Annotated in this window: 29 protein-coding genes and 2 pseudogenes; 12 read left to right on the top strand and 19 right to left on the bottom strand. The window is 65.7% G+C overall.

What is annotated here, in order from left to right:
* Positions 1-240 precede the first annotated feature (240 nt).
* On the bottom strand, positions 241-738 hold the full coding sequence (locus tag A5780_RS39510; protein ID WP_082976783.1) for a hypothetical protein: 498 nt from the start codon (positions 736-738) through the stop codon (positions 241-243).
* Between the two features lie 193 nt (positions 739-931).
* Positions 932-1,975 carry a YdcF family protein gene (locus tag A5780_RS28575; RefSeq protein ID WP_063011646.1) on the bottom strand — a complete coding sequence of 348 codons (1,044 nt, stop codon included), beginning with the start codon at positions 1,973-1,975 and terminating at the stop codon, positions 932-934.
* Between the two features lie 498 nt (positions 1,976-2,473).
* Here A5780_RS28575 and A5780_RS28570 point away from each other — a divergent pair, with 498 nt between their 5' ends.
* Both A5780_RS28570 and A5780_RS28565 read left to right on the top strand, forming a co-directional pair.
* The gene (locus A5780_RS28570) at positions 2,474-3,106 is read left to right on the top strand and encodes a hypothetical protein (protein ID WP_064910348.1); all 633 of its coding nucleotides are present in this window, start codon (positions 2,474-2,476) and stop codon (positions 3,104-3,106) included.
* A gap of 144 nt (positions 3,107-3,250) precedes the next feature.
* The gene (locus A5780_RS28565) at positions 3,251-3,814 is read left to right on the top strand and encodes a dihydrofolate reductase family protein (protein WP_064910347.1); all 564 of its coding nucleotides are present in this window, start codon (positions 3,251-3,253) and stop codon (positions 3,812-3,814) included.
* Between the two features lie 49 nt (positions 3,815-3,863).
* Here the strand turns inward: A5780_RS28565 and A5780_RS28560 are convergent, their stop codons facing one another.
* Together A5780_RS28560 and A5780_RS28555 are read right to left on the bottom strand one after the other, a co-directional pair.
* Complete coding sequence (locus A5780_RS28560; RefSeq protein WP_063011785.1) at positions 3,864-4,871, bottom strand: RNA polymerase subunit sigma-70; 1,008 nt, start codon at positions 4,869-4,871, stop codon at positions 3,864-3,866.
* Between the two features lie 603 nt (positions 4,872-5,474).
* Positions 5,475-6,458, bottom strand: a complete 984-nt coding sequence (locus tag A5780_RS28555) for a serine/threonine-protein kinase (RefSeq protein ID WP_064910346.1) — start codon at positions 6,456-6,458, stop codon at positions 5,475-5,477.
* Positions 6,459-6,891: 433 nt separating this feature from the next.
* On the opposite strand from A5780_RS28555, the gene A5780_RS28550 reads away from it, so the two are divergent.
* Positions 6,892-7,260, top strand: coding sequence for a VOC family protein (locus A5780_RS28550; protein ID WP_040830063.1), 369 nt, complete (start codon positions 6,892-6,894; stop codon positions 7,258-7,260).
* A 102-nt stretch (positions 7,261-7,362) separates the two neighbouring features.
* Here A5780_RS28550 and A5780_RS39505 read toward each other — a convergent pair whose 3' ends face one another.
* Complete coding sequence (locus tag A5780_RS39505; protein ID WP_369829559.1) at positions 7,363-7,497, bottom strand: SDR family oxidoreductase; 135 nt, start codon at positions 7,495-7,497, stop codon at positions 7,363-7,365.
* Between the two features lie 276 nt (positions 7,498-7,773).
* Between A5780_RS39505 and A5780_RS28545 the strand changes: the two genes are divergently transcribed.
* Positions 7,774-8,469 carry an MBL fold metallo-hydrolase gene (locus A5780_RS28545; protein ID WP_064910345.1) on the top strand — a complete coding sequence of 232 codons (696 nt, stop codon included), beginning with the start codon at positions 7,774-7,776 and terminating at the stop codon, positions 8,467-8,469.
* A 122-nt stretch (positions 8,470-8,591) separates the two neighbouring features.
* On the opposite strand, the gene A5780_RS28540 is transcribed toward A5780_RS28545, so the two are convergent.
* Together A5780_RS28540 and A5780_RS28535 are read right to left on the bottom strand one after the other, a co-directional pair.
* A complete protein-coding gene (locus tag A5780_RS28540; RefSeq protein WP_064902205.1) occupies positions 8,592-9,254 on the bottom strand; it encodes an HD domain-containing protein in 663 nt (220 codons plus the stop codon).
* Entirely contained in the window at positions 9,251-9,895 is a 645-nt protein-coding gene (locus A5780_RS28535; RefSeq protein WP_063011634.1) for an HD domain-containing protein, read from the bottom strand. Before A5780_RS28535 ends, A5780_RS28540 begins: the two co-directional genes overlap by 4 nt.
* 113 nt (positions 9,896-10,008) lie before the next feature.
* On the opposite strand from A5780_RS28535, the gene A5780_RS28530 reads away from it, so the two are divergent.
* Together A5780_RS28530 and A5780_RS28525 are read left to right on the top strand one after the other, a co-directional pair.
* Entirely contained in the window at positions 10,009-10,992 is a 984-nt protein-coding gene (locus tag A5780_RS28530; RefSeq protein ID WP_231983131.1) for a GlxA family transcriptional regulator, read from the top strand.
* A gap of 174 nt (positions 10,993-11,166) precedes the next feature.
* A complete protein-coding gene (locus A5780_RS28525) occupies positions 11,167-12,123 on the top strand; it encodes a glycoside hydrolase (protein WP_231983130.1) in 957 nt (318 codons plus the stop codon).
* Between the two features lie 202 nt (positions 12,124-12,325).
* Here the strand turns inward: A5780_RS28525 and A5780_RS28520 are convergent, their stop codons facing one another.
* Both A5780_RS28520 and A5780_RS28515 read right to left on the bottom strand, forming a co-directional pair.
* The gene (locus A5780_RS28520) at positions 12,326-13,006 is read right to left on the bottom strand and encodes a DUF4232 domain-containing protein (protein WP_156769704.1); all 681 of its coding nucleotides are present in this window, start codon (positions 13,004-13,006) and stop codon (positions 12,326-12,328) included.
* Positions 13,007-13,375: 369 nt separating this feature from the next.
* On the bottom strand, positions 13,376-13,813 hold the full coding sequence (locus A5780_RS28515) for a nuclear transport factor 2 family protein (RefSeq protein WP_064902500.1): 438 nt from the start codon (positions 13,811-13,813) through the stop codon (positions 13,376-13,378).
* Between the two features lie 46 nt (positions 13,814-13,859).
* On the opposite strand from A5780_RS28515, the gene A5780_RS28510 reads away from it, so the two are divergent.
* On the top strand, positions 13,860-14,375 hold the full coding sequence (locus A5780_RS28510; protein ID WP_064910341.1) for a helix-turn-helix domain-containing protein: 516 nt from the start codon (positions 13,860-13,862) through the stop codon (positions 14,373-14,375).
* A 355-nt stretch (positions 14,376-14,730) separates the two neighbouring features.
* Here the strand turns inward: A5780_RS28510 and A5780_RS28505 are convergent, their stop codons facing one another.
* The 4 genes and pseudogenes from A5780_RS28505 to A5780_RS28490 form a co-directional block, all read right to left on the bottom strand.
* A complete protein-coding gene (locus A5780_RS28505) occupies positions 14,731-15,342 on the bottom strand; it encodes a dihydrofolate reductase family protein (RefSeq protein WP_064910339.1) in 612 nt (203 codons plus the stop codon).
* 72 nt (positions 15,343-15,414) lie between these two features.
* On the bottom strand, positions 15,415-15,810 hold the full coding sequence (locus tag A5780_RS41400) for a helix-turn-helix domain-containing protein (protein ID WP_197521901.1): 396 nt from the start codon (positions 15,808-15,810) through the stop codon (positions 15,415-15,417).
* A gap of 171 nt (positions 15,811-15,981) precedes the next feature.
* Positions 15,982-16,062 (bottom strand): annotated as a pseudogene (locus A5780_RS43275) (hypothetical protein); the annotation flags it as partial.
* 1,158 nt (positions 16,063-17,220) lie between these two features.
* Positions 17,221-17,763, bottom strand: coding sequence for a TetR/AcrR family transcriptional regulator (locus A5780_RS28490; protein ID WP_030518910.1), 543 nt, complete (start codon positions 17,761-17,763; stop codon positions 17,221-17,223).
* Positions 17,764-17,892: 129 nt separating this feature from the next.
* On the opposite strand from A5780_RS28490, the gene A5780_RS28485 reads away from it, so the two are divergent.
* Entirely contained in the window at positions 17,893-18,819 is a 927-nt protein-coding gene (locus A5780_RS28485) for a triacylglycerol lipase (RefSeq protein ID WP_064910335.1), read from the top strand.
* 626 nt (positions 18,820-19,445) lie between these two features.
* On the opposite strand, the gene A5780_RS28480 is transcribed toward A5780_RS28485, so the two are convergent.
* On the bottom strand, positions 19,446-20,051 hold the full coding sequence (locus tag A5780_RS28480; RefSeq protein ID WP_064910333.1) for a TetR/AcrR family transcriptional regulator: 606 nt from the start codon (positions 20,049-20,051) through the stop codon (positions 19,446-19,448).
* 100 nt (positions 20,052-20,151) lie between these two features.
* On the opposite strand from A5780_RS28480, the gene A5780_RS28475 reads away from it, so the two are divergent.
* The 3 genes from A5780_RS28475 to A5780_RS28465 are packed head-to-tail and all read left to right on the top strand — an operon-like array spanning position 20,152 to position 23,349.
* Positions 20,152-21,483 carry a S9 family peptidase gene (locus tag A5780_RS28475; protein WP_064910331.1) on the top strand — a complete coding sequence of 444 codons (1,332 nt, stop codon included), beginning with the start codon at positions 20,152-20,154 and terminating at the stop codon, positions 21,481-21,483.
* Positions 21,480-22,445 (top strand): fumarylacetoacetate hydrolase family protein, encoded by a 966-nt coding sequence (locus A5780_RS28470; RefSeq protein ID WP_064910329.1) that lies wholly within the window; start codon positions 21,480-21,482, stop codon positions 22,443-22,445. The genes A5780_RS28475 and A5780_RS28470 overlap by 4 nt, the downstream gene beginning before the upstream one ends.
* Before the next feature lie 7 nt (positions 22,446-22,452).
* The gene (locus tag A5780_RS28465; RefSeq protein WP_064910327.1) at positions 22,453-23,349 is read left to right on the top strand and encodes an MBL fold metallo-hydrolase; all 897 of its coding nucleotides are present in this window, start codon (positions 22,453-22,455) and stop codon (positions 23,347-23,349) included.
* A 31-nt stretch (positions 23,350-23,380) separates the two neighbouring features.
* Here A5780_RS28465 and A5780_RS39495 read toward each other — a convergent pair.
* The 3 genes and pseudogenes from A5780_RS39495 to A5780_RS28455 all read right to left on the bottom strand — a co-directional run.
* Positions 23,381-23,497 (bottom strand): annotated as a pseudogene (locus tag A5780_RS39495) (transposase); the annotation flags it as partial.
* 50 nt (positions 23,498-23,547) lie between these two features.
* Complete coding sequence (locus tag A5780_RS28460) at positions 23,548-23,799, bottom strand: hypothetical protein (RefSeq protein ID WP_064910325.1); 252 nt, start codon at positions 23,797-23,799, stop codon at positions 23,548-23,550.
* A gap of 557 nt (positions 23,800-24,356) precedes the next feature.
* The gene (locus A5780_RS28455; protein ID WP_064910323.1) at positions 24,357-24,611 is read right to left on the bottom strand and encodes a hypothetical protein; all 255 of its coding nucleotides are present in this window, start codon (positions 24,609-24,611) and stop codon (positions 24,357-24,359) included.
* 164 nt (positions 24,612-24,775) lie between these two features.
* On the opposite strand from A5780_RS28455, the gene A5780_RS28450 reads away from it, so the two are divergent.
* Complete coding sequence (locus tag A5780_RS28450) at positions 24,776-25,387, top strand: DUF2249 domain-containing protein (protein ID WP_064901853.1); 612 nt, start codon at positions 24,776-24,778, stop codon at positions 25,385-25,387.
* Positions 25,388-25,414: 27 nt separating this feature from the next.
* Here A5780_RS28450 and A5780_RS28445 read toward each other — a convergent pair whose 3' ends face one another.
* On the bottom strand, positions 25,415-25,951 hold the full coding sequence (locus tag A5780_RS28445) for a universal stress protein (protein WP_063017162.1): 537 nt from the start codon (positions 25,949-25,951) through the stop codon (positions 25,415-25,417).
* Between the two features lie 103 nt (positions 25,952-26,054).
* Positions 26,055-26,489 (bottom strand): hypothetical protein, encoded by a 435-nt coding sequence (locus A5780_RS28440; RefSeq protein WP_064910321.1) that lies wholly within the window; start codon positions 26,487-26,489, stop codon positions 26,055-26,057.
* Between the last annotated feature and the right edge of the window lie 156 nt (positions 26,490-26,645).

The following is a 26,645-nucleotide window of genomic DNA, read 5'->3' as shown; positions in this document are numbered from 1 at the left end:
ACTACTCGACGGCGGCTGATGAGTGGCAGCGCCGACGGTTGTGAAAAATCTCGATGTCGTCGAGGATTGCGTTCACGAATCGAGGCGAATCGTGCATTTCTGGCGGTCGAGTAGTTCGATATGCGTCGAAAAACATAACGATTCCGTCATCGCGTCCGGACCGTCGCCAACGATGCCGACCAAACGCGGCAGAGGGCTCCTCGCCGACAACCCGCGAGGTGAACCGACTCGCCGTAGCGATTATTGCGGCCGTGATTCCCGAGGCTGGTCCTCGGCTCTGCGCACGCCGCCGTGATGTCCTCCCTCGGCCCCTTCGTCGGCGCCCTCGGTTTCGGGTGCCTGCGATGCGGGTTGCTCCTCGGCCGGGGAGGCGGTGGCCCCGCCGGAAGTCTGGCCAGGCGCAGAGGATTTGAAATTCGGGTCGGTCACCGGACGTGTCGCGCCGGCTGTCCTGGCGCCGCTCCCCGCTCCGCCGGTGCCGGTTACCTCTTCCGCGCTCGTCCGGCGGCCCTCATAGGGCGGCACGGCCGGTTCAGCGTCGCCGGGTGGACGCGTCCCGGTCGTGGCGACGTCGTCTTCGGACTGGTTCTGATCACGGGCTGACGTGACTTCTTCTTGGTCGAACGTGCCGGCCGGGCGATCGGTCGGGCCGCCGCCCGGCACATCCGACCCGGTATCTCGCGAGCCTTTGGCTCCCCGCTGCGATTGAGGCTCTTCGGACAGATGTTCGCTGGACATAGCTCCATCGTCTCCTCGAGTGAGCGCTGGATTATATACTCTGCGTTCAAGCCTGGTGCCCGATTCCACTGCAGTCAAGCAAACTCGTGGGCCGCATCACTCACGAACAGCAGCAAACGCACAGGTCACACCGGTTCACCGGGCAGAACTGGCCAGTCATCTCACCCGTCCGGCGTGAAGCACGGCCCGATGTTCAGGGCAGGACCATCACGGCCAGCAGGACGACCAGAAGCGAGACCGCGACCGTGATGTGGCTGCGTCGGTAATGGGTCGCCAATACCGCGACGAATTCGCGCAAGAAGGCGGCGGGCAGAAAATAGGCGGCGGTCCGAGACCCCAGGACCTGGGCATCGATGCCGAGGCGGCGGGTCAGCCCGGCCGTCCGGAGAACGTGAAAGTTACTGGTTACCACCGTGATTCGGAGCTGCTCCGGATCGATACCGCGCCGGTTCAGTTCGCGCAGGCAGTTACGCAGATTCTCGGCGGTATTGCGCGAGTGCCGTTCTCGGACGATGGCGTGTCCGCTGACGCCGCGGGCGGTGAGGTAGCGCGCCATCGCGTCGGCTTCGGTCGTCGCCTCGTCGGGCCCCTGTCCACCGCAGGTGACCAGGACCGGCTGGCGTCCGGACCGCAGCGCTGTGCGGTAGGCGTCGATACCGCGGTCCAGTCGCGCGGCCAGCAGCGGCGTGACCGATCTGCGATTCAGGCCGCAACCGAGAATCACGACCGCATCGGCTTCGGGGCGAGCCGCCAGGCTGCCGTAGATCAGTGCGTAGCCGCCGAACGCGATCAGATGCGCCACGAAATAGACCGCGACCGCGGCGACCAGAACGATGGACTGAATGGCCCAGCCCGGCATCGCCGGACCGGACGCGACCGTGACGACCGCGGCCACCGCGCCGATCAAGCCGGCCCCGAGCACGACCGGCAACGCGGTGGTCGCGGCGATCCCCTCCCGTGACATCAGCTCGATTCCGTTGACCAGCAACGCGATACCGGCCACGGCGAACGGAGCCGTGAGTACTACGACCACCCCGAACGACGAAGGCGCGTCGGGGCCGAGTCCGACGACCGCGGTCGCGCCGCCGACGCCCAGCAGCGTGACCGCCGCCAGCAGGACGAATCCCGTCGAGAGCCGGCGGGGCTCCAAGGCCACGCGGATCGCCGCGATGAATGCCAGGACCGCCCCACTCGCCACCAGAAGCCCGCCGATCGACAGGTACGTCGCCGTCTGCATCCGCCCGAGACTCCTTCCGGCCCCTGCCGGGCCGCCGCGCCGAAGACACTACGAAGTCGTCGGCGCGACGAGAAATTCGCGGCGACCGGTCGACGTACCGACGATTTCCCATTCCGGAGCGCCGGAAACAGACCAGTGGCGCGGCCCCTTCCCCGCCACTCCGCCGACATCGAGATACGGGCGAGTTGGCTTGTGGACCATGGGTTTCCGCGTGTACACGACAGGTGCCCCACACTTTCGAATCGCGCTGGCCGATCTGGCCCGCGGAGCGGCGACGCACTGGATGGCTGCCTCGCGCGGAAACAAGAACCGCTACGCGACAGCCCACGCGTTGGACCGGCTGTGTAGACGAATCGACACAAAGCAAAATAGGCGGAATCGCGAAATAGGCGGCGCGGGTGGATGTTCGCCGAGGAAGAGGAGTCTGTCTTTGGCAGTGCGGCATGGAATTATCCGCGATGGATCGACAAGCTATGAAACACGGATAGGCCGAACTCGATGACGCTGACACGCAATGACGCATTGGCGCTACTCACAGACTCGCTCTCGACGCGACGACGACGCGGCGCAAAACGGCTGCGCGCGCTCGCAGACCCGACAGCAGCGGCTCGAATCCGCACCGCGCTCGAACACGAAGTGCTGGACAAACGCACCTGGGAGACGCAGTACCAATTGATCATGGCACTGGGTACGACCGGCAGCGGCGCGGATGTCGAGCTATTGAAAAAGCTGGCGCTGCAACCACGATCGGCAACCACGGTCAACGCTGCGCTCAACGACGCCATCGTCCGCCTGGGCCGCGACGCCGACAACGACCCTGCTCCCGCCCTGTGGTGCCTGCAACAAGATGTCGAGCTTCTCGCCGACGGCGCGCTGCGCGCGGTCGCGATGCTCCGACTGAAATTCCCCGACTCCGCGGTCGACGCCGTCCTCGACTACGCCGAGGCCAATTTCCACGATCTCAACCACAAGTTCCTGGCGTACTGGCCGGCGGTCGCGGCAGCCGGTTGGTCCGGGCCTCGTGTGCGGATGTTTCTGACCCGATGTTCGCAAGACAGCCGCGAGATCATCGCCGCAGCCGCAACGGACGCCCTGAACGGTTGTTACGGAAACTATATGAGCGTGCTGTAACCGGCGTGGTGCTCGAGCTCAACGGAGTGCGTCGGCTGAGTCGGTTATGCGAGGACCACATGCGGTCGCAGATCGAGCGCAGATTAGGTTTTCGCGGCGCGGCAGTCTGTACGTGTGAGATCGACTCACGAGAGGCTGGCAACAATGCGGAAAATAGTCTTCGGCATGAACGTGACACTGGACGGCTACATCGCCGCGCCTGGCGACGACATCGGCTGGAGCGAGCCGAGCGACGAACGGTTCCAGTGGTGGCTCGGCCAGGAGCGAGCGCACGAGGTGTCGCTGTACGGGCGCAAGCTGTGGGAGACCATGAGCTCCTACTGGCCGACCGGTGACCAGCAGCCCGACGCCACCCCGGCGCAGATCGAGTTCGCGCGGAACTGGCGGGACACGCCGAAGGTGGTGTTCTCCTCGACGATCGACAAAGTCGACTGGAACACCCGCCTGGTCACCGGCGACACGGTCGCCGAAATCACCCGGCTCAAGGCCGAGGGCGGCGGCACGATGGGCATCGGCGGCGCGACGCTCGCCGAGGCGGCCATGCGTGCCGGGCTGATCGACGAGTACGCGATCGTCACCCATCCGGTCCTGGTGGGCGGCGGCACATCGTTCTTCCCGGCGCTGGACAGCTGGGTGAACCTGAATCTGGTGGAAACGCGGACGTTTCCCGGCGGCGTGGTGCTGACCCGATACGAGACGAGGCGATGAGTACGGGCCAGAGTGAGGTATTGACCGACTCGCTGGAGATACCTCGGGATCACAGTGTCGGGGGCAGGCCCAGCCATGGTTTGTCGGTGGCGTCGAATCCGGTGAGCGCAGCGATCTTCCCGTCGGCGATGTGCAGGACCGCGATGTTCAACAGCCGGTACTCCGGGTCGTCGGGGGTGCGGAGGTAAAGCACGGCGGCAGGCATTCGATTGACTGTCGTGGCGATACAGCGCCAGTCGTCGTAGCCGCGCTGGAAAAGCCCACCGGAGACCCAGCCGTCCACCGCGTCCTGAGCCCCGATGATCACGGTGCCCGGATCGGGCAGCATCGCGAAGCGCAGGTCGTCGCGCAGCAGGGACATCAATCCGTCGAGGTCGTTGCGCTCATGGGCATCGATGTAGGACTTCACCACGCCCCGCTCGTCATCCGACAGCTCGTGAGTGGCAGGGCTCCGCCAATCGAGGCGGCGGCCGGGCAGTTGCTCGCGCATCGTCACACGCGCCCGCTGCAGTGCACTGGTCACCGATGCGACGGTCAGCTCGAGGGCTTCGGCGGCCTTCGGCGCCGGCAATCCGAGGACGTCGCGCAGGATGAACACCGCTCGCTGCCGCGGCGGCAGGTGCTGCACGGCGACGATGAACGCCAGCTCGATCGTCTCGCGCGCCACGACCGAATCCTGCGGGTCGTCGGGAAGCATCCGGTCGGGGTACGGCTGCAGGTACAGCACCTCGGAGCCGGGGTCCGACAGCCCGTACGGTACGGGTGTCCGGTCGTTGCGCTTCTCCAGGAAGTCGAGGCAGGCGTTGGTCGCGATCCGGTACAACCAGGTCCGCAGCGTGGCGTGGCCTTGGAACGACTCCCGCTTGTTCCACGCTCGCAGAAACGTCTCCTGCGTCAAGTCCCGGGCGTCCTCGTAGTTCGCGAGCATCCGGTAGCAGTGCACCTGCAGCTCACGCCGGTGGCGCTCGGTGATGTCCGCGAACCGCGCCGTGTCGCCCGAGCGGGCCGCCTCGATGAACGTGGCCTCATCGGCGCCCAGCGCTCCGGCGTCGGTCATGGTCATCAATCCTTCCACTGTTGCGAGGGGCTACCAGAGCTGACGACGTAGCGGAGGATTTCTGATCGGTGACGTGGTGTTTGCGTGTGTGTCGGGCGTGCGTGCGGTGCGGCGGAGCCGCCATGTCGGCAGGTCCGCTACCCAGCCGGCAGTGGTGTCGGCGAAGGGGTGGTGGACACGATGGATACTGGAAGCCACAGCGGCAGTGAGGTTTTCGTGTCAAATTGCCGAAGAGCTTCTTCGGTGATGGCGCCCACAATTCGAAACTGCCGGGATCGTGCGGAGGCGTCGAACACCTCGTGCAATACGACTGCGACGGCGGCGAGACTGGTGGCGATGCGGCGCACCGCCGTCTGGGTTCACCGATCGGGCGCCTGCCGGAACGGCGAAATCACGGATCCGCAGGTCACGCCGCTTCGCCGGACAAAACCACGTCGCCGTGAGCAAGCGCTGGCTCACTTTCCAGTGGCGCCCGGGGCTCTGAGAGCAGAATGCACAAGCCGATATAGCTGCCCGTGATCCAGATGTCGATGAGCACCGCGATGCCGATCGGACCGCCGCCGGTATGCGTGAGGGAGGCGTCGAATCGCCGGCGCGGCGGGATCAGAGGTACCCCGACCTACCGCTATGCAGCCCCGGAACCGGCTTGGCGCCCGGTCGCCTTTCCTTTGTCCGTCCGAGTGTGGAGTTCAGCAGGTGCGGTCGGGTGAGTGCGGCTTTCAGACGGTTCAGGGCGGGAGCGAGGGGACGGGGATCGATGTGCTGGAGTACTTCGGTAAGCAGGTGTATGGGTTCGCTGCACGAGTCATAACGGGCGCCGGGATCCTTGTCGAGTGACCGGTGCAGGATCGGGTCGACTTCGGGCGGGATCCAGGGTTGACGTTCGGAAATCTCCGGCGGTGGTTCGCGCAGTTGCGCCTGGGCGGTGGCTATGAGGTTCTCGCGAGGGAACGGCGGACGGCCGGTGAGCAACTCGATGGCCGAGCAGATCAGGGCGTACTGGTCGGTCGCTGGGGATATCGCGTCCGCCCGCAGCAGTTCGGGTGCGGCATACGGTACCGACACGACGACGAAACCATTGGTGGCCAGGGGCGGTTCGGGCCGGTGCAGCCACCGGCCCTGATCGAAGTCGGAGATTTTCACGGTAGCTGCGCCGAACAGCACGTTCGCCGGTTTCACGTCGAGATGGACCACCCCCTCGGCGTGCGCATAATCCAATCCAGCGGCCACGTTTGCCAGCACGTGCAGCACCCGCCGCAGATCCGGGCGTTGGTGCGGCATCCGAACCAGCTTCGCCACGGTCGCGCCGCGAACGTACTCGCGGGCGGACCAGAGCTTGCCGTCGATTTCACCGTGTCGATACATCCGCACGATGTTCGGGTGCCGCAGGGCGGACAGAATTTCGAACTCGTGCACGAATCGTGCCCGTGCCTCGGGCGACCGGCTGTCGTCCGGTCCCAGAATCTTCAGTGACACAGGCCGCGATGCTTCCGGATCCTCGGCCAGATACACCGCGCTGCTGCCGCCGTGCCCGAGCCGGGCTTTCACAACGAATCCCGCGAACTGGTCACCTGGCGCGAGCGGCATCGTCCCACGATAAGCGCTCTCCCTTGGGGCGTTGTTCTCACCGATGCGGAGCCGGCGTCGTGATACGGACGCTACATGGTGAAGGCTCCGAGAGCGGAAACGGCCACGGCACGGGCCTCGAGCGGGGTCAATTGCATTCCCGCGCGGTGAGATTCGCGGGTCGCTGTAACCGGCCGCAGAACCGGCATGCCGACAGCGACATGAAGACACAACCGCGCTTGTCGCTGTCACGAAAAGCGGCTACGGGTTGAACCGTTTCTTCGCTGGCGGATGTCGCGAAGGATCCGGCATACGCGGTCAGTACACGGGCGTCGGCGGACCGCTTGCGGCCGCCGCCGATCCCGGGCGCGGCCAGTGTCGCGTTTTTGCAATCGCCTTCGGCGCCGGTATTGCAGTCTGACTGACAGTAATTTTGTTGCGGAGAGGAAACCCCATGGCCGTTGCCACGTTGAAAATGCTCACCCTGGACAGTGCCGACGCACGGCGAGACGCCGAGTTCTGGGCCGCGGCGCTCGGTTGGAAGATCGCGCACGCGCAGGACGAGTACGCCATGCTCACAGGCCCCGATCACGCGCTCGGATTCGGCACAATCCCCGACTATCAGGCGCCGACCTGGCCGAACGAGAACGGCACCAAGCAGTTCCATCTGGATTTGGCGGTCGAAGACCTCGAGATCGCCAGTAAGCAACTGGTCGAACTGGGCGCCACGGTGCCGGAGTTTCAGCCCGGTGAGAGCTGGCGCGTACTGCTCGATCCGAGCGGCCACCCGTTCTGCCTCACCCTGGCTGCCAACTGGGGGTAGTCCACGGCCGCGCAGTTCGGGCGCGGCCCTGTGTCAGGTGCGGCGGCCTGTGCGGAGCGGGTTGTGAAGTGCGTTGTGCGGCTTCATCAGTGGATGGCGAGCTCAGTGCGCGGTCCATCCACCGTCGACCGGTAGTACAGCGCCGGTGAGGTAGGAGGCCGCAGGACTTGCGAGCAAGACTGCCGCACCGACGAGTTCCTCCGGGTCAGCCCACCTGCGCATCATCTTCGCCGGCACCGCGCGGGTAGGCACCCTCGCGTCCCCAGTCTCGATCGACCCTGGCGCGCATGGCAGTTGGGCCGCCGATGTCCCGCATGTGTATCAAGCGCTCGACGAAGATGTCGAAGCCTTACTGCTCGTCTGTTGTCCACGATGAGAGGCGTCGGTGCGGCGGCCCATCGAAAGCGCCGATATGGTCCGCGCGAATGCGGCGCGGTACTCGAGATGCTCGATATCTCTGCCCAGAGCAGATCAGGTGTGAACGCTCCACCGACTCTCGATAGGGTCCCGCCCATGGAGATCATATCCGTGCTGCCGCAGTTGACGGCGTTGCGGTTTTCCCAGCCCAACGACGTGAATGTTTACGTGTGGAGCGATCCCGAGGGGGTGACTCTGATCGACAGCGGTCTGCCAGGCGCCGCCGGGGAGATCGAAAGAGGCCTTCGCGCTCGGGGATTGACCCGCGACGACGTGCAGCGGGTAATTCTCACCCATGCCCACGACGACCACATCGGTTCGGCGGCCGACCTCGCGGAGTGGGGAGCCGAAATCTGGGTGCACCACGCCGACGCCGACATCGTGCGAGGCGAACGTCCGCAACCGGCTCCGGTCCTGCGTGAGTGGGAACACCCGATCGCCGAGGCTCTCGAACCGGGCACACCCCCGCGCCCGGCTCCGGTACACCGCGAGCTACGCGACGGCGAAGTGCTCGATTTCGGCGGCGGCGCAGAGGTTCTGGCAGTTCCCGGCCACACCGCGGGCAGTCTGGCGCTCCATATGTCGCAACACCGTGTGCTGTTCACCGGCGACACGCTCGCCAATGTGCGCGGTGTCACCATGCCGGGTGTGTTCAACCTTGACAGCACCGCCGTCGACGCAGCCGCCCGCCGCCTGGCCGAACTCGACGTGGATGTCGTCTGCGTCGGCCACGGTGATGCGCTTACCGGCGCACCCCTGCTCACATGGCGAGGCCACGGATCGGACGGCTGACGCACGCCCGCATCGGCGGGTCGCTCCTTGCGGCGGATGCCGTCGGGTGAGAACGCGAGAATTTCAATGCTGTCCTCGCGGGGCTGCACAAAGGGGCTGCGGCATAGTGCGGCGCTTCACCGTCACCCCCGCGTTGTAGTTGTCTGCTTCTGGGCGTGGGGGTGGTGGTGTTCGAGTCGGTTGGTGATCAAACGAGTGGCGAGGCCGTTCGCCAACGCGGTGGCCGCGCTGGTGTGGGGCTTGCGAGCGGCTTGATCCCGGAAACAGTTCGTGAACTCCTCAGCCAGCCTTAGTCGCGGCCAGCGCGCCAGGATTTCGCCACGTAGTTCGGTTGTGAGAGTGTCGATCTCGCGACCGGAGATGTCGATGCCGGTGGAACGCTCGAGTAGGTGCCCCTCCGGGTCTGCGTCCGACTCGACACTGGGCCACATGTGACGCACGATGATCTCGTGCAAGCGGGTGCGGCGCTGAGGTGACCATCCGAGCCCGGCGGCGAACACCTTCGCCAGATGCCCGCCCGCCTCCTCGAATGCCAGACGGTGGTTGTCGAACGCTTCGACCAGCCCCACATCGTGGAACATCGCTGCGACCCACAGTAATTCGGGATCGAACTCGATCCGCTCCTGACGTGCAAGTGCCGCAGCCCAGAGGTAGGCACGAACCGAGTGATGCAACAGAGCCGGCGAGGTGTATTCCGCGGCGATCTCGTACGCGCGGACGGTGGCGGTGGACTCGGGAATCGCCAGCTGCCCCGTGTTGGTGACTCTGAAAGCGGCGCTGTTCATTGTGCCCACGCAGAGTTCTTGATTACCTCGACGAAGTCGCCGCGCTCGAACCCGGGCACGTAGTGCGCCAGCACGTCGGCCTTGACGTTGCCGAAAGTGGTGTCGGGTCGGTGCGCGATGCCGTCGGTGAAAGCGGCCAGAATGCGGTTTTTGAAATCGGGACGCGGGTGCGCGGCCACGATCTGCTCGCGCTGGGCGTCGCTGATCGTGTCGTAGCCGATACCGAGTACGTCGAGTTCGACCCCGCGAGTCACCAGTGCGATCTCCGCATCCATGTGCAAAGGGATCTGCGGGGTGGTGTGCAGGGCGATCGCGGTCCACACCCGTTGCGCCGCAGTGGTATCGACACCGTGCCGCAACAGGAACCGGCGCGCTTCGTCAGCACCGTCGATCTCGAATCGCTGGTCATCACGCCGGAAGGTTTCGGTCAGTCCGAGGTCGTGGAACATCGCCCCCACGTACAGCAGCTCGGGATCGAAATCCACACCCAGCTCGGCTCCGCGCAGCGCCGCGAACAGGAACACCCGCCGGGAATGGTCGTAGACCAAAGGTGTCGCGGCCTCCCGCACCAGCTGGTCGGCCTCGCGCGCCATCGCGCTGTCGGGGATCGCTACCCCCGCGATCGTGGTGACGGTCGTCATCGGATCATCGCTCCTTCCGGGTGTTTGCTTGTCTGTGCTTGTCCACTCTGACGCGCGGCGATACCCTGACGCCATGTCCAATACGACAAAAGAACCACAGATACGGACATGAGGTGAGCGGCGAGACAACGGCTCATCGAATAGCGATCCTGGTGTTCGACGGAGTGACGCTGCTGGATATGAGCGGACCGGGCGAAGTGCTGCACGAAGCGACCGCGCTGGGCCACCCCTACGAGGTCGATATCGTCTCTCCTGCCGGGGGAATGGTCACGACGTCGGCAGGTGTGCGGCTCTCGAGCACCGCGGCAGCCGATGCCGCGACACCGGAGACGCTCATCGTCGCCGGCGGCGCGCTCACCGACGGGGCGCTCGACTCCGCCCTGCTCACCGCCGCAGCCCGGCTCGCCGACAGCGCCCAGCGGGTGGCCTCGGTCTGCACGGGAGCGTTCGTGCTCGCCGAGCTGGGACTACTCGATGGTCACCGCGCCACCACCCACTGGCGCCACACCGGCACCCTCGCACGCCGGTTCCCGCGCATCCAGGTCGAGACCGACGCTTTGCACGTGCACGATGGCCGCTATCTCACCTCCGCGGGTATCAGTGCCGGTATCGACATGACTCTCGCGCTGCTCGAGCACGACCACGGAGCCGGCGTGGCCCGGACCGTGGCACAGGAATTGGTCATGTTCATGCAGCGGCCCGGGGGCCAGTCGCAGTTCTCCCACGCCCTGTCCACCCCGCCCGTGCGCACCGAGCCCCTGCGTGCGGCCATCGACTCCGTACTCACCGACCCCGCCGGTGCGCACACCACCGCCACCATGGCCGCGGTCGCAGGCGTGAGCCCGCGACATCTCACGCGACTCTTCCACGCCGACATCGGTTCCACACCCGCGCGCTGGCTCGAACGCGTGCGTGTGGAGCACGCCCAGCAACTGTTGCTGCAGGGATACACCGTCACCGCCACCGCGCACCGCAGCGGGCTGGGCACCGACGAAACCCTCCGTCGCGCCTTCGCCCGCCACCTCGGGTTGACCCCCACCGACTACAAGCACCGCTTCATCACCACCGCACCAACGAACACAACCCTTGCGCCCTGACGCACCAGAGGTAGACGGCCCACTCGGCCGTTCTTTCGCATATCGACCTACTCACCACGCGCGGTGTGTCAGCAATCATTCAGCGTTCACGGGCTGAATAATCCGTATATGACGTCGATCGGGCTGTCCCGCAGAGCGATGCTCGCCCTGGCAGCGAGCGTACCGTTGAGCGCTGTGGCATCCCGACGCGCCGTGGCCGCCGCCCCGCCGATCCGATACACGATGACGGCGTTCACCAACGCCAGCCAGACCGACATGTGGGTCTACGAATCCACCGACGCAACGAATTTCCGGCTCGTCCAGGCCGACGCCTACCGTCCGCCGGACGCCGACCCCGCCGACACCCCGGCAGCGGCGGCCACCACCAAGAAGGGCTTGTGCCGCGACCCCAGCGTCTTTCGTCACATCGACGGCGAGTACTACGTGACGTACACGACCGCATGGGACGGCAACACCATCGGGTTCGCGCGCAGCCGCGACCGGATCAACTGGGAGTTCCTGTACGAGTACACAATTCCGTTCGATGGTGTCACCCATACCTGGGCGCCGGAATGGTTCGTCGACCGTGACGGCACGGTCAGCGTCCTGGTGAACATCAACGACGGCACGGTTTTCCGGCCCTGCGTCATGACCGCGACCACCTCATCGCTGAGCCGGCTGCATTGGACCACGCCCATACCGCTGGCAGGCGTCATTCCCGCACCGGGCGGCCTCGGCTACATCGACACCACGGTCAAGTTGTCGCAGGGACGCTACTACGCGTTCGTCAAGAACGAATCGACCAAGAACGTCGAGGTCGCGGTGGCCGACCGCCTGGTCGGCCCGTACACGTTCGCGCGAACCGGGAACTGGGCGCGCTGGGGCGGACCGGGCCCGGGACAACCGCGCGAGGGACAGTGCGTGATCCCGCTCCCCGACGGCCGATGGCGGATCTACCTGGATGCCTACGACCTCGACGAACCCACGCACGGTCACTATCTCTACAGCGACACCGTCACCGGCGACCTGCTCGGCGAGTGGACCACACCCAAGGACCTGCCCGTCCTGTCCGGTTTCGTCCGCCACTTCACCGTGTTACCCGAACAGCTGAACACCGGCCCGCAACCGGGCCCGAAGCCCGTCACGCGGTGAGGACGATCGGGCCGCGGCCGGTCTGCGGGCCAGACCAGACCGATCTCGCGAAAAGCGCACGGGTGCAACGGCTTGCCGTCCCGACATCACCTTCCGGTTGCCGCACCGGCGATCGCTGTGGGCACCGCCTGCGACCTTCCCGCACAGGCAACGGGAAGGCCGGGATCCCATCGTGGGAGGAAGGACCTATCAGCAGCAGCGCCTACAGCGGCGTGATCGCGCGGACGACGAGCATGCGCTGCGGGCTCGGGCAGATCAGGTTGTCCCAGGGCAGCCACAGCGATTCGGTGTTGTCGGGCGGGTAGACGCGCAGGGTGGTGGTGCGCAGGGCTGCGCAATCGTTGATCTGCTTGGGATAGGTGATGAACTCGAATTGAGCTGCCCCGCCCGGTGTGAGCGTGACCGGCGCGGGCTTGGGCGCCTGCGGACCCTCGTCCCGCACGGCGGGCTCGCCCACCGGGTCATCGCTGGGGCCGTTGGTTTGCGAGACACCCGGGAAACCTTGCAGGACACAGGTTCGCGAGCTGGAGTTGATGAACCGTAGGAACCAGTCCCCTCCCACCGGGCCGCCGACCCCCTTATCCAGACGGAGTTGGGCGGTCACACACTTCGGGAATGCGGTGTCGGCGGGAGTAGCCGGGTCGGCGGCGGCGGTTCCGGGCGCCGGCACAACCGTAGCCTCGGCCGTCTCGGGGACGCTGCCGCCGGGCTCGGTCGCGTGTCTCGATTGGGCGGGTTGTCCGGTTCGTGCTGGCGGCTGCGAAGTTTGGGCCGCCGGAGTGGTTGTGGACAGCGACCCGGGAGTGGAGGCCGGGCCGCAACCGCTGACGGTGATGGCGACGCTCGCCGCGAAGCCGGCAACAATCAGTGACTTGGTACGCATGAGTCCCCCTCGAGTCCGATACCGCAACCGTTCGCACGGGTATCGATCCGTACCAGCCCCCCGTTACGCCGCGGCGTCAGCAAGAATTCGCGTAAGCCGCTGCCGTCCAACACAGTTCGCCCCGGGCAGTCACGGAATCGCCGAATTCCTGCGGACCTGCGAGGCTCTCTCGAATGGGCCGCACGACCTTCGAGCCTGGGCTGACTGCCGATCGGTGGCCCCGGCCGGATTTGCAGGTCTTCGTGCTGGGTTCGCGCCGGCCCGAGGCACTCCCGACGATGTCGTCGTCGACGATGATGATCCGGTGCGGCTGCTGAGCGGCTTCGTGGTGGCGACGTGGAGGTCGTCGATCGGGTGTTGCCGACCGCCTCACAGCGATCGGGCGATCGCCCCGTCTGCCTGCTGCCGGCCGAGGGCGCGTTGCAGGGTCAGGGTGTCCTCCAGGACCAGATCGTCCACCAGCTTGCCCCAGCGCAGGGTGAGCCACTGCATCGCGGTGTTGCGGTAACCGCTGCCGTCGGCCAGGGTTCCGCTCACCTCCAGCTGGACCGCGACCTTCGTTCTCCAGGGCGGGCCGCCGGAGACCACATCCACCAATTCCAGGCGCAGTCCGGGCAGCAGTTGATCGAAGCGAGCGAACCAATCGCGGAACGCCTCCGGTCCGCGCAGGTCGGCACCGAGCGGGGTATCGCCGAGAAAACGGAATCGCAGGTCTGGCGCCGCCATCGCCACGGCGGCCTCGTGATCGCCCGAGCCGGTGCGGCGCCACGTTCTCCGGACCAGGAACCGTACGATGGTGTGATACATAAAACGACTGTAAGCAGCTAGCTTGCTTAAAGCAAGGGACTGGAAGATGGGGCGAAAGAACTTCCACGAGATCGCGTGCTCGATCGCGCGTTCGGCGTCGATCGTCGGAGACTCGTGGACCCTGCTGATCCTTCGCGATGCGGCACTGGGCCTGCGGCGTTTCGAGGAGTTGCAGCGCGACCTCGGTATCGCCACCAACGTGCTGAGCCAGCGATTGCAGCGGCTGGTGGACCAGGGAGTACTGCGCCGTCACCGGTACGAGCAGCGGCCCGACCGATACGAATACCACCTGACCGACAAGGGTCAGGAGTTGATTCCGGTGCTGTTCGCCCTCATGGCGTGGGGTGATAAATGGGAATCCGGGGCCGAGGGGCCGCCGCTGGTTCTGCACCATCGCACGTGCGGTCATCGAGTCGAGGCGAAGGTGACATGCGATGGCTGCGGCGGCGAGCTGACGCCGGAATCGGTTGTCTATCAGCCGGGTCCGGGCGGCCGCACCGGCGAAGGTACCGCGCTGATCGCGACCGTGCTGAATTCCACGGGCGACCACACAACACCGTGAACGAGATCGGCGCCAGAGCCGAACCTCACCACACACGTCAATTCGTCTGCAATCGACTACCTTTCGACCACGCAGCGGCCTGAGTCCGCCCACACCCTGCACGGCACCGGGCAGAGGCTGCAATGGCTCGACAACACCGCCCACGTCAGCGGCTGACCGGCACCGAGAGAGTCCGCGGCCAACCCCCAATAGCGCCAGAGCGGGCAAGGAAGAGCAACAGCCACAACCAATTCCACGATGGGCGACGGTCATGCGCTTGCAGCCGGCGGCGGGCGACCGGCTGATTACACCAGGCACGCACCGCACCGAGGAGGCGGGGATCCCATCGCGTGCGTGAGTTGCCCGGTGCACACGGCTAGTTGCGGACTCGGAACCCCAGGTGAAGTACGCCCTCGCCACGGATGATCACATGCGGATCCTCGAGGTGGTGTCGACCGTCGATGCCACCGAAATAGGGCTTGCCAGAACCGAATACGACCGGCACCACGTCCATCGCTACTTCGTCGACCAAGCCGGCCGCAAGGATCTGGCCGCCTACCTCGCCGGCATTCACAGCGACGTTTCGGTCGGCGGACAACTCGCGGGCCGTGGCTACCGCAGCGGTCACGTCGTCGACGAAATGGTAGGAGGCTTCGGGGTGCCAGTTGTCGGGTTTGGGGCGGTGTGAGACGACAACCACGTGCTCGCCCGCGGGCGGACGGCCCTCCCAGCCGTTCACCAGGTCGAAGAGGGTACGGCCCATGACGATGGCGCCGATCGATTCCCACATGGCGCGAACATATTCGGCTGAGGCGGCGGGGACCTTGAAGCGGCTGCCGGTTCCGGAATGGTCGAATACTTCGTCCATGCCGGCCGTGATGGGCGTGTCACCGTTGAAGTACCAGTCGTGCAGCGGGCCGACGTCGTCGTTCTTGTCGGCGATGTAACCGTCAACCGAGACGACATTGTGCATGATTACGGTACCCACTGATGCTCCTCGAGGCTCGTACGTTGTCTTATCCGATCTTGTCGAGCCCAGCGCGGTGCGGCTTGTAAAAAATCAATCGGCGGGCATCGATCCGAGATCGGGCGGAAAGCCCCGATCGACAGGGAACCGGCGACGCAGGGCCAAGTATTCGGTCGGGGTACGGCCGGTGAAGGCCTTGAACTCCCGACTGAAATGCGCCTGGTCGAAGTAGCCCGCCGAGTGCGCCACCTCCGCCCAGTCGACTGGGTGCTCGGCGTCGACGGACACTATGAGCCGCGCGAATCGGTAGATCCGCGCCATAGGCTTCGGGGTGATCCCGACATGTGACTTGAACTGTGCGGCAAGGTGATTGCCGCTCACGCCCATCGCGTCGATCAACGCACCGACCGACACGGTGCCGCGCGAAGCCACCAACCTCGTGCCCGCGTGCCGGACCAGGTCGAGGCCTCGAGGCCAGTCCTCGGGCAACCGCGAACGCAACTCCCGCTCCACTACCCCCAGCATCTCGTCGACAGATGCGCCGTCACCGACCTGATTTCGGATTCGCTCCACCGACCGTTGCCAGACAGCGTCGACCGGGACCCATCGGTCCCGCAGCTCAGTCGCGGGCATACCGATGAACGGCGAAAGTCCCCAGGGCTTGAAATGCACCCCCACAACCCGCACCCGGTCGGGATACTCGACCACGAACCGCCTGGTCCACACGCGCCCATGAACCATCCATTGACGAACAGGGCGGGCACCGCCGAGGAATCCGGATCCCACAGCCGAATCGGTCCAGCCAGGTTGAGAAACAAATGCGCCGATGGCATCGACGGCACATTCATCCGTCGGTGCCGCGGTACCCCCGTCAGACAGTAGATATCATCGACGAACTGATCCAACGGCGGCGCAGGAACTCGGCCGACGTAGTGCATAGGGCCAGTCTTGTCGAAGTCCGCCCACGGTTCCACCCACCTTGTGCCGGATGGAGCCCTATGGTGTTCACAGCCCTCCGCGACTCGCGACCATGGAGTTGCCCATGGCCACCGCCTCTGCACGGTAACAGGTGTATTCGGCGGCGCGCCTTGATCATCCGAACTCGTCGCTTCTCCGCGCGGCCTGGAGGTTGGGGCTCGTCATCGAGCTGATCGCCGATGCCGCAGAAGCGCTGGACTACACACACGCGCACGGAGTGCTGCACCGTGACGTGAAGCTGGCGAGTTTGCTGATCGAGCGCGACTCCCCGCATGGGCTGCACGCGTTGCTCACAGACAGCCGGCGGACGAGTGATGCGGAACCGATCGATGAATGCCCCCGGACGTCACGGCCCCTACCCCTCGATTCGCACCAACAACCGCGAACCCGCAGGTCGCGCCGCTTCGCCGGACAAAACCAACCGGTCATCAGTAGCATCGACTCCATGCGATCGATACGCAAATAGGCTGGAGCAGTTCCTCGTTCGGCCCGTTCTTCTCGGTTCTGACGAATCGCAAATCCGCAGTTCAACGGGATTCTCGATACGGCCGGAACAATCGGATTCAGTCGGGTCGCCGATTCACTCGGACCTACAGGACGTCGACAGGACGTCGCGGAATCACTGGGGATGAGGCAGCCTCCCTCCGAAAGGCCGGTCAAGCGATGTGCGACTCCTTCGCCCTGCGCACGATCTCGAACTCGCCGGCGTGGCGCTCGACCCGCACCGCATGACCACACGACCCGAGGAACCCCGAACCCAAACTCGTCGCCTACGCGAAAACCCGCAGCGGACGCAGTGACAGACTGGCCGGTGCAGACGTGCCCGAAGGGGCGGCGACGGCTCCCTCTGAGCCATACCGTTCGAGACCGAGGTCAGCACGAAGTCGGCGGTGTTGCCGGTCGGTGTTGCGCGAGCTGCGCCTACTCCCTGTTGATAAGGCCGATCACCGCTGAACGCAGAGTCGGCTGCGGCTCATCGGCATACAGTTCGGCCAAAGCGATTTCGGCGACCATCGCGACGACCAGGTGCGCGACGGCCGCAGGATCGTCCCACCCGATAGCCCGTAGATCCGGCTCGATGACTGCTGCCACTGCTCGATTGCGCGCATGGACCTCATCGAGCAAGTCGGTGTCGGTACGCGACTGAGCAAGAAAGGCTTTCGTACCGCGCGTCCGCAAACATGCATCCAGATACGAAGTGACGCCAGCGGCAAGACGGGAAAAACCCGGGGCGAGATCGCCGATTTCGGCGAGGATCGCTTCGGCCAGAACATCGTGGTAGCGGCGGTGCAGGGCGATCATGTAACTACGTCGGTCCGAAAAATGGTGATAGAAGCTGCCTTTGGACATTCCCGCCGCCGCAACCACAGCGTTGACCGATAGCCCCCGCAGTCCCGCACGCTCGGCCACCACAGAACCGGCGTCCAACAGCGCCCTACGACCGGGCTCCGAGGGTCGGGCCATGACCGCTCTCCTCTCTCAGGCTGCCGCCAGCGTATCCCGATGCTACATTATGACCGGCCGGTCGGTCATTCCTTCCGCGGCGGGGGCGGAAGGACTGCTGACCGGCTATACAAACGAAGGAGTGCGTCGATGCGACGAGTGATATCCGTTGCCACGCTGGCTGCTACGGTGCTCGTGACAACAGCCGGTCCAGCCGTGGCCGACGATCATGTACCCGATCCCGCCCCCTCCTACAGCTATCTGGGTGGTGTGCAGGCCGAGTTGACCGGACCGGGGCAATCGCCTCCTGGGGCCAACGATCGGTCGTGCCGGCAGACCGCAGCACATCCGAATCCCGTTGTGCTGCTCCACGGATTGTCGAACGACACCATCAGCTGGAATACACTGTCGCCAGTGTTGGCCGACGCCGGCTACTGCGTGTACACCACCACCTACGGATCCGAGGGGCTGGGCCCGATCGGCGCCACCGCTCCCGTGCAGGACAGCGCCACACAGATCGGCAACTTCATAGATCGGGTCGAGGCCGCCACGGGGGCGAAACAGGTTGACTTGGTGAGTCATTCGATAGGCGGGGCGGTGGCCTACTACTACCTGAGCCGACTCGGCGGGGCGTCGAAGATCGGCCGTTACGTCGCACTGGCCGCCCCCCTGCACGGATCGACGGTCAGCGGTCTCGCCGGTGTGCAGCCGCTGGTGGAATCCACCGGGAGCGGCGCGGCGGCCACCCGTCACTGCGGACCGTGTCAGCTGTCACCCGGGGCACCGTTCCTGCAAGACCTCGAACCGAACCCCGATGCCACACCGGCGATCCCGTTCACCATGATCGTCACCCGCTACGACCAGATCGCCACCCCCTACACCACAGGCCTTCTCGACGGCCCCAACGTGCACAACGTTGTACTACAAGATCTTTGCCCGACCGACTTCACCGAACACAACGAGCTGACATCGGATCCAGTAGCGATACACGAAGTACTCGACGCACTCGACCCCGCCCACGCCACCCCACCGACATGCACGGTCGTCCTCCCTCTCCTAGGGCCCCCTTCCCGATAGCAAAACCCAAACGCCCGAACTATCCGCGACACCCTGTCAGCGATCGCCGAGACCGTACCCTTCGGCACCGAAGGGGGCTGCCGCCGCGAACCCGAATGTGCCGCTGTCCGAGGTCGTCGGCGCTGCGCGTCGCCTTAAATCATTCTAGCCATTTGGCGCCACGCGAGGCATTAACACCTGAGCCGGAACAAACTTCGGCTCGCCCCCGCGCCTTGAGCCACCCGCAGGGTAGCGAGACTTCACATCGAGACGAGCGCGGCTACCAACCCGGGTTCCAAAGCAGCGTCATCGTTGCCAGCCCGACTTTGTAGCCCTACATTCGACCGACTGGGAATGAGGTTGCGGGACAAAGGACAACCGCTTCCCTTAATCCCCCAGCCGCTTCGGTTCGACCATGATGGTCTCCGCCTCGATCCAGCCGACGCGGAACCTGACCCCCGATAAGCGGGCGAATCGGAGGCCAGCGGCTGGTGAGCGTGTCGATGTCCGAAGCCGATTCCAGCGGTAGCCGAACTGCCGTTCAGTGAGAGTTATGACTTCCTGGACGTTCCGGCCGCGGGACGATTGATTGTCGGCCGAGATGTGCCGTCCTCGAGGCAGGGGCGCGCCCCGCGATCGGGCGTCGCTTATCCGGTCGGGTCGGATTGCAGTGCGCGGATCACCCGGGTGACGTGCTGGTCTACGAACCGGTCGTCCATCGGTTCGTGAGTGAGGAAGCGGCGGAAGTGGATCGGCGCGATCAGGGTTTCGATGACTGTCTTGGCGTCGGTGCCGGCGGGCAGCTCGCCGCGCTCGACGGCCCGGGTCACCATCGCCTGGTTGGCTTCGTAGCGTTTGTCCCAGAAGGCTTTTCGCGCTTCGGCGACTTGTTCGGAGTCGGTGATGAACGCGAGAGCGCGCGCCACGCCCGTGCCCAGCGGGGTGTCGAGGTAGGCGATGAGCGCGGTGGCGAAAAGGGTGAGGTCTGCGCGCAGCGAGCCGGTGTCCGGTAGCGGGAGCGTGCGTTCGCTGACGCTGAGCATCACGTCGAGCACCAGGTTCTCTCGTGTTCCCCAGCGTCGGTAGATGGAACTGTCACGCACGCCCGCGCGGCGGCTGATATCGGGGATGCCGACCTTGTCCACGCCGTGTTCCTCGACGGCTTCGAGCACGGCTCGATGCACGGCTTCGCGCACCTTCGCGGCCCGGCCTCCGGGCCGGCGCAGCGGCTCGACGTTCTCGGCTACCGACATAGCCCGATCTTAAAGCAGAACTTCTTGCTTTTGACTGGCGGCTGCGCCTACGCTCACAAAAGCAGAACATTCTGCATTTTCAGGATCGGGAGGCACAACAATGACGTCAGTGCGGGAGCTCGGCAAACGGGTGCTCATCAGTGCGCGCGCGATGACTCACACCACCGAGCGGGCGGCGCGCCGGGTCGGTGTGGCCGCGTTCCTACCCCGGTTGTTCGCCGACAGGTTCACCCACCTCGGGGGGATCGACCCCGAGGAATTCCGGCGCCAATTACATGAGTGCCGGTCGTTCGACGACGCGCGCTGGGCCGGGCATTGGGAAGGCTTCGCCCATCAGCATCTCGCGCGGGCCGACGCGGCCTTGCTGCGCCTGGGCGGACCGACGACCGAACAGTTGCTCGACCCAGCAGCGACGCCGGATCTGCCCGCTCTGGGAAAGTTGCTGGCACCCGCGGTGACGATCCTGGCCGACCGCGGGCCGGTGGCCGATCCCGAAGCGGTCGAGCGGTTCTGCGCTGCCCGTCCCGATGACGCCGATGCCGCGGTCGCGATCGACGGGCTGATCAAGGCGCTGACGTACGAGTTCGTTGCCGCTTGGCCCGGGTGGAGCCCGGCCAGGCTGGCCGCCTACGAACGTTCGTGGCGGCTGTGTGAGGTGCTGGTGGGTTCGCTCGATGCTGCGATGGGGGTGATCGAAGTGGTGCGGATCCGGGTCGGCACCCAGACCGTGCGCGGCATGCTGATGTTGCCGGCCGGTGCTGTGTCGGCGCCGACGATCCTGGTCACCAACGGCCTGGAAGGCACGGTCGCCGAGGCGCTGCTGCCGCTGCTGTATCTCCGCGACAGCGGGCTGGGTGTGTTCGTGATGGAGATGCCCGGCACCTTCTCCTACACCGAGCCGCTGACCACCGCCGCCGAGAACATCTACTCCGGTGTCATCGACCATCTGTGCGCCGACCCGCGGATAGATCCGCAGCGGATCGGCATGCTGGGCTTCAGCTTCGGGGCCTATTGGTCGACCCGCATGGCCGCCGTCGACCCCCGGTTGACGGTCGCGGTATCCAACGGCCCGCTCGCCGACCGCAGCTTCGGGCCGCTCAACGCGATCGGGATGCCCGAGATCATGGTCTCGACACTGGTCTCGACGCTCGGTGCCGGCAGTCCCCTGGACCTGTCGAGCAAACTGGCGGAATTCTCACTCGCCCGGCACTATCGACACATCGACATCCCGTTGCTGGTGATCAACGGCGCCCGCGACACCCTCGCCGACACCCAGGACTCGATCGATATCGCCATCGCCGCACCGCAAGCACAACTGGTGCTCTACGCCGACGACGACCACTGTGCCATGGGCCATGCCGAGCAGTGGACGGCACTGTCGGCGAAGTTCTTTCACGATCACCTGATCGCCCACGCCGAGGTCACCGCGTGAACCAACCACACGACACCGCCGTCGACCCGCTCCCACGGCTACGACGCGTCCTCAATAGAAGTGCACGCCACATCGACACCCAGGTCGACAGCGGCACCGGCTGGCGCACCTACACCGAATCCGATGCCGGTCAAGGATTCTCGGTGATCGAGCCCGCGTTCACCACCGCATTCGAAATAGCGCGCTACGACACACTCGGGCTGGGCGACGGCGCCGTTGTTCTGCCGATATGCCCGGCGTCCTTCCGCGACTTCATGATCTTCGAAAAGCACGCTGTCGATGCCGCACGCGGTCTGACCCGTCGTTTCCTGCCCGCGGCCGCACGTGTCGCCAACGCCTACGAGACACTGACCCGACGCACTTTTCCGCCCTTCCGGCCGCACGCGCTGTGGTACCGCGAACCGATCTACTACATGTCCAACGCCTTGACCATCGTCCCCTCCGGAGTCCCGGTCAGCGCCCCGACCTACACGCGGGCATTGGATTTCGAACTCGAACTCGGCGTCGTGCTCGGCGCCCCGCTGCGCGACGCCACCACCGAGGAGGCGGCCGCGGCAATCGCCGCCGTGGTAGTGATCAACGACTTCTCCGCCCGCGATGTCCAGCTGGCCGAGATGCGTTCGGGTTTCGGTCCGCAACGAGCCAAACATTTCCTCACCTCGATGTCGGCGACCGCGGCCGCCGGGCCGGCCCTCACCACTCGCCTCGACCGACTGACTGCCACGGTCATGGTCAACGGAGAAATCCTGGCGCGCACCGGAACACACGACGCCCGGTACTCGATGGCCGAGGCCATTGCGCACGTGTCCCGCAGTGAACAGCTCTACCCCGGAGAACTGCTGTCCAGCGGCACCCTGCCGGGCGGTTCCGGGATGGAACTGGGGCGATGGCTCACCCCCGGCGACCAGCTGCGCCTCGAGATCGACGGCGTCGGACTCATCGAACACGACATCCGCGAGTAGGGCCGACATGAAAATCGATCAAGTCTCCGATTCCGTCCATGTCGTAGCCGGCACCAACGTCAACTGGGCGCTCATCGACGACGGTAGCGGGGTCACCGTGATAGACGCCGGATACCCCGCAGACACCGCCGACGTCCTCGACTCGATCCACCAGATCGGGCGGCGACCGGCCGACGTTCGGGCCGTGCTCATCACCCACGCCCACCTCGACCACATCGGCGCGATCCCGACACTCATCGAACAGGCCGGCATGCCTGTCTACACCGGCGCCGAAGAGGTCCGCCACGCCAAACGCGAATACCTGCAACAGATCACCCCCACCGGCATGCTCAAACAACTCGCCAACCGACGCGGACGCCGCTGGGTCGCACACACCCTGCGCGCGGTCCGCGGCCACACCGGCATGGCCGTCCCTCGAGCCGAAACGGGCGAACCCGCAACGTTGGCGGCACTGCCCGGCGGGCTTCTCGCGATCCCCACCCCCGGCCACACCAGCGGCCACACCGCCTACCTCATGCCCTCCGAAGGCGTGCTCTTCTCCGGAGACGCCCTCGTCACCGGTCATCCACTGCTGCCTCACACCGGACCCCAACTCCTCCCCGCGGTGTTCAACCACGACGAGAAGCTCACCCACGACACCGCCCTACATCTCGCGATGATGCAGGCCCACACCCTCGTTCCAGGCCACGGCCTCCCCATCAGCTTCGACCGCACACATCGCCGCGACCTTACAGTCGCGACCAACCCATCGACGCGGACAATAGATCCGCACAACATCCGCACACGCACATCGAGACGGCTTCACGCCGGTCATTCGGCTGAACTGCGGTGCCGTGAGCCACGCGAGCTGAACAGGCCGCTACCGCATCGCCGGACAACGACCGGGACTGGGACTGTCGGATAACGGCTCTGGCTCACTTCCGGTGGCGGTCCATCTATGCGAGCAGGATCCGGTGTCGGAGTAGCTCAAAGCTGGCCCGCCCGTACATTTGTCGTTTGATCAGCTTGGTTTTCGTGTTGACGCCTTCGATCGGTCCGTTGCTGTAGGGCACACGTCAACAATACGAGACCCGACCGAACGGTCTGCCAAGCCGGGCAGCGCCTACGAGTCGACGACTGCCGGCCGATGCTCCGGCAGCACGGTCGCCAGGTAGGTGCCGCTTACCCCTCCCCTGCAGCGCACGAGATGCGCCACAATCCGGTCGGCGTCGTCGGGATGCCGGTGCACGCTGTCGACGATACCGGTGTACGTCCGTGCGGCGGGGTCGCCGGGTTCGATGGGGCGGCCGTCGATGTCGCCGCACCACTCGATGCGGTCACCGACCGCCCGCACCGACTCGTTACCAAGGCTCACTTCCGGCAGGAGAATGAGCTGTCGACGATCGCGGTCGTGGTTCGGGAGGACTCGGCTACCTCACACGACGTTGACGTCGATAGGGCCGTCCTGGCTGACCCAGCCGCCGCTGGTTTTGGTGATGATGACGTAGAGCCGGCGCCATTGCGTGTCCATTGGAACGACGCATTCGCCCCGCCGATACTGCCGGCCGCGGTCGCTGTCCCGACGGTCACCTCGCCACCGGGATTGGTGCGCTGGGTCAGGGTGGCGGTGTAGCCAGGGAATGCCGAGAAGGCGTTCACAGTGTTGATGCTGTCGATACCCAAATAGACTGGGCCACTTTGTCGCCCAGCCCGTTCTGCTCCGTTTCAACGAACTGAAAATTCGTAGTTCAACTGCACTTTTCGATACGGCGGGAACGATTGATTTCACTCGTGATCGCCGATTCACACGGACTTGCAGAACGTCGACAGGACGTCGCGGATTCACTGGCGGTCAGGCGATCTATCGCGGATCCCGACCAGCGGCGACGCCGGGCACTTCCGCAATTTGCGGATGGTGCAACCCGGCATCATTCACCGAACCGCTGCTGCGCGGTATCGAGTGCAGCCACGCCGGTAGGTTTGGCTCGGCTGGATGTCGCGGTCTTTGCGGGCGTCGATGACGTGAGTGAAGGCGAGATCGCCCACCGTCGTTGCCGCGAGCACGTCCCGCGGAAGTGTCGGAGCGGGTAACGCGGACACGGCGTCTTTCACCTGGCGGATCACGCTGACCGCGCGCTGCGGGATCTCGAGCGGGTGATGGATCGGGGGCAGCATCGCGGTGGTCATCGCATTCTCCTCGAATCTCCGGTATGGGCGGTTGTGTCGAGTCGCCGCTCGGCCGGGCCGGTGGGTCGTGGATGACGCGTGTCATAACCGGGGTGGCTTGGCTGGCGTGCATCGCAGGATTAGTTTATACAATAGAATATTGTAAAAAATAGGAGGTGGGTCACATGCCCGACACGGACCTGACACAGACGGGACCGTCGGAGTTGGATGTGCGGGAGTTGCGCAAGCCGGACAAGCATCCGGCGATCTTCGCGCGGTTCGACGCCCTGGCTGCCGGAGAGTCGTTCGTGCTGGTGAACAACCACTATCCGCGGCATCTGCGCGATGAGTTCGATGTCGAGCATCCCGGTGGGTACAGCTGGGATGTCGTCGAGGACGGGCCGCGTGTGTGGCGGGTGCGGATTGGGAAGCTGGCCTCGACGTCATTGCCGCGGATCCTGACCGACACCTCCGCCCTTGAGCCGGGGCATCCGGATACGACGGGAGCGATATGGACGTTGCCGGTGCGCCGACGCGATCTGGATGCCAATATCATTCGCCTTGCCGCGCGGGGGCGCATCGATGCGCACACCGGCCCGGACCTGGATGTGCTGATCCACGTGCTCGACGGCACGGGCACCCTCACCACCGAACTCGGTGAGCTGGAGTTGACGTCGGGTGCGCTGGTGTGGCTGCCGCGCCGGTCGCGCCGCGCGTTCACCGCAGGCCCGCACGGGCTGCGGTATCTGACCGTGCATCAACGCCGCCAGGCGCTGGCACTGGACCCGATCAGCTGAGGCGGATCGTTTGGCATCGGCCCGCTATCACGGCACCACAGTGACCGGACAGCGGGCCCGGCGCAGTAGCCGGGCGGCGGTGGACCCGGTCAGGCGGTGCAATCGGCCTCTCGTTTGGCCGACAATGAGGCTGTCGGCACTGTTCTCCTCGGCCAGGCGCGCCAGTTCCACCGCGGGGTCGCCGCGACGGACGGTGAACGACCACGGCAGGGGCAGGTCGTAGAGGATCTCGGTAGCCAACTCGCGGACGGTGGTGATCTGCTCGGCGGCGAGTGCGACGTCGGCGTCGGCGCCCATCGGTGCCAGGCTGGTCAGGTAGGCACCGGTTCCGAGCGTAGTGATGTAGGCAACCAGCAGGGTGGCATGCATGCGGCGCGCGGCGCCGGCGGCATAGGCGAGCGCATGCGGGGATGACTCGGAGGTGTCGATGCCGACGACGATGAGCGCCCCGCCTACCCTGTCGTGGCGATCGCGGCGATGCGCGATCTGTTCCATCAGCGCGTCGAGGTGCTGACCGCGGGAGCGTCGCGGATGTTCGGGGCGTGATTCGGCCGAGCCCGTCATGGTCGTAGAGCCAGGATGTGCACGACGGTGCCTGGCGTGGGGTGGTGGCCCCGACGCGGCGGGTGTGTCGTCGACACGGGACGGCCCGCGGTGCGAGGGGTGTTCATGACACGCTGTGGGCCAGTAGCAGGATGGCCCCGCCGAGCAATGCAGCGATTTTCAGGATTTCCAACATCACATACTCGTAGTGGCCGCGCGAGCGGGGCGCGTCGTGGCCGGCGAGCACGGCATCGCTGCGGCGGGTCAGCCGTGGCCGGACCAACGTCAACTGCACGAGCAGTGCTGCGAGGGCGACCATCAGGGCTGTGATGGCGCCGGTGCCGGGCGGGTCGATCGCGATGGCGACGACAATCGTTGCCGCAAAAACGATTTCGACGCTATTGAGGGCGCGGAAGACCAGCCGTCCGATTCCGAGCCCGATCGGCACCGTGACGCCGGGCGCCCGGAATTTGAGCGGCGCTTCCAGGAAGGAGATCGCCAGCACCATACCGAGCCAGCTGAGCCCGGTCGCGGTGATAACGGCCGCGGCGATGGTCATTGCGCTGATTCCATCTGCGTCGTGGCGGGCCCGGCGCTGCCGGTCGCGGTGAGATGGGCCAGGCACAGATCGGGTTCGACGAATGCCTCGAGCCGCTCGACTGCCAGCGGCGCGGCCCGGCCCTCCAGCACGCCCTGCATCAGGCCCAGATGGATC

The sequence above is a fragment of the Nocardia sp. 852002-20019_SCH5090214 genome (genome assembly GCF_001665865.1).
GTDB lineage: Bacteria > Actinomycetota > Actinomycetes > Mycobacteriales > Mycobacteriaceae > Nocardia > Nocardia nova.
This window is presented reverse-complemented; position numbering and strand designations above follow the sequence as displayed.

Excerpts from the sequence above, each read along its gene's own strand:
- A5780_RS39510 (WP_082976783.1), bottom strand. The coding sequence starts at position 738 with ATGTCCAGCGAACATCTGTCCGAAGAGCCTCAATCGCAGCGGGGAGCC.
- A5780_RS28575 (WP_063011646.1), bottom strand. The coding sequence starts at position 1,975 with ATGCAGACGGCGACGTACCTGTCGATCGGCGGGCTTCTGGTGGCGAGT.
- A5780_RS28570 (WP_064910348.1), top strand. The coding sequence starts at position 2,474 with ATGACGCTGACACGCAATGACGCATTGGCGCTACTCACAGACTCGCTC.
- A5780_RS28565 (WP_064910347.1), top strand. The coding sequence starts at position 3,251 with ATGCGGAAAATAGTCTTCGGCATGAACGTGACACTGGACGGCTACATC.
- A5780_RS28560 (WP_063011785.1), bottom strand. The coding sequence starts at position 4,871 with ATGACCGACGCCGGAGCGCTGGGCGCCGATGAGGCCACGTTCATCGAG.
- A5780_RS28555 (WP_064910346.1), bottom strand. The coding sequence starts at position 6,458 with ATGCCGCTCGCGCCAGGTGACCAGTTCGCGGGATTCGTTGTGAAAGCC.
- A5780_RS28550 (WP_040830063.1), top strand. The coding sequence starts at position 6,892 with ATGGCCGTTGCCACGTTGAAAATGCTCACCCTGGACAGTGCCGACGCA.
- A5780_RS28545 (WP_064910345.1), top strand. The coding sequence starts at position 7,774 with ATGGAGATCATATCCGTGCTGCCGCAGTTGACGGCGTTGCGGTTTTCC.
- A5780_RS28540 (WP_064902205.1), bottom strand. The coding sequence starts at position 9,254 with ATGAACAGCGCCGCTTTCAGAGTCACCAACACGGGGCAGCTGGCGATT.
- A5780_RS28535 (WP_063011634.1), bottom strand. The coding sequence starts at position 9,895 with ATGACGACCGTCACCACGATCGCGGGGGTAGCGATCCCCGACAGCGCG.
- A5780_RS28520 (WP_156769704.1), bottom strand. The coding sequence starts at position 13,006 with ATGCGTACCAAGTCACTGATTGTTGCCGGCTTCGCGGCGAGCGTCGCC.
- A5780_RS28515 (WP_064902500.1), bottom strand. The coding sequence starts at position 13,813 with ATGTATCACACCATCGTACGGTTCCTGGTCCGGAGAACGTGGCGCCGC.
- A5780_RS28510 (WP_064910341.1), top strand. The coding sequence starts at position 13,860 with ATGGGGCGAAAGAACTTCCACGAGATCGCGTGCTCGATCGCGCGTTCG.
- A5780_RS28490 (WP_030518910.1), bottom strand. The coding sequence starts at position 17,763 with ATGGCCCGACCCTCGGAGCCCGGTCGTAGGGCGCTGTTGGACGCCGGT.
- A5780_RS28485 (WP_064910335.1), top strand. The coding sequence starts at position 17,893 with ATGCGACGAGTGATATCCGTTGCCACGCTGGCTGCTACGGTGCTCGTG.
- A5780_RS28480 (WP_064910333.1), bottom strand. The coding sequence starts at position 20,051 with ATGTCGGTAGCCGAGAACGTCGAGCCGCTGCGCCGGCCCGGAGGCCGG.
- A5780_RS28475 (WP_064910331.1), top strand. The coding sequence starts at position 20,152 with ATGACGTCAGTGCGGGAGCTCGGCAAACGGGTGCTCATCAGTGCGCGC.
- A5780_RS28465 (WP_064910327.1), top strand. The coding sequence starts at position 22,453 with ATGAAAATCGATCAAGTCTCCGATTCCGTCCATGTCGTAGCCGGCACC.
- A5780_RS28455 (WP_064910323.1), bottom strand. The coding sequence starts at position 24,611 with ATGACCACCGCGATGCTGCCCCCGATCCATCACCCGCTCGAGATCCCG.
- A5780_RS28450 (WP_064901853.1), top strand. The coding sequence starts at position 24,776 with ATGCCCGACACGGACCTGACACAGACGGGACCGTCGGAGTTGGATGTG.
- A5780_RS28445 (WP_063017162.1), bottom strand. The coding sequence starts at position 25,951 with ATGACGGGCTCGGCCGAATCACGCCCCGAACATCCGCGACGCTCCCGC.
- A5780_RS28440 (WP_064910321.1), bottom strand. The coding sequence starts at position 26,489 with ATGACCATCGCCGCGGCCGTTATCACCGCGACCGGGCTCAGCTGGCTC.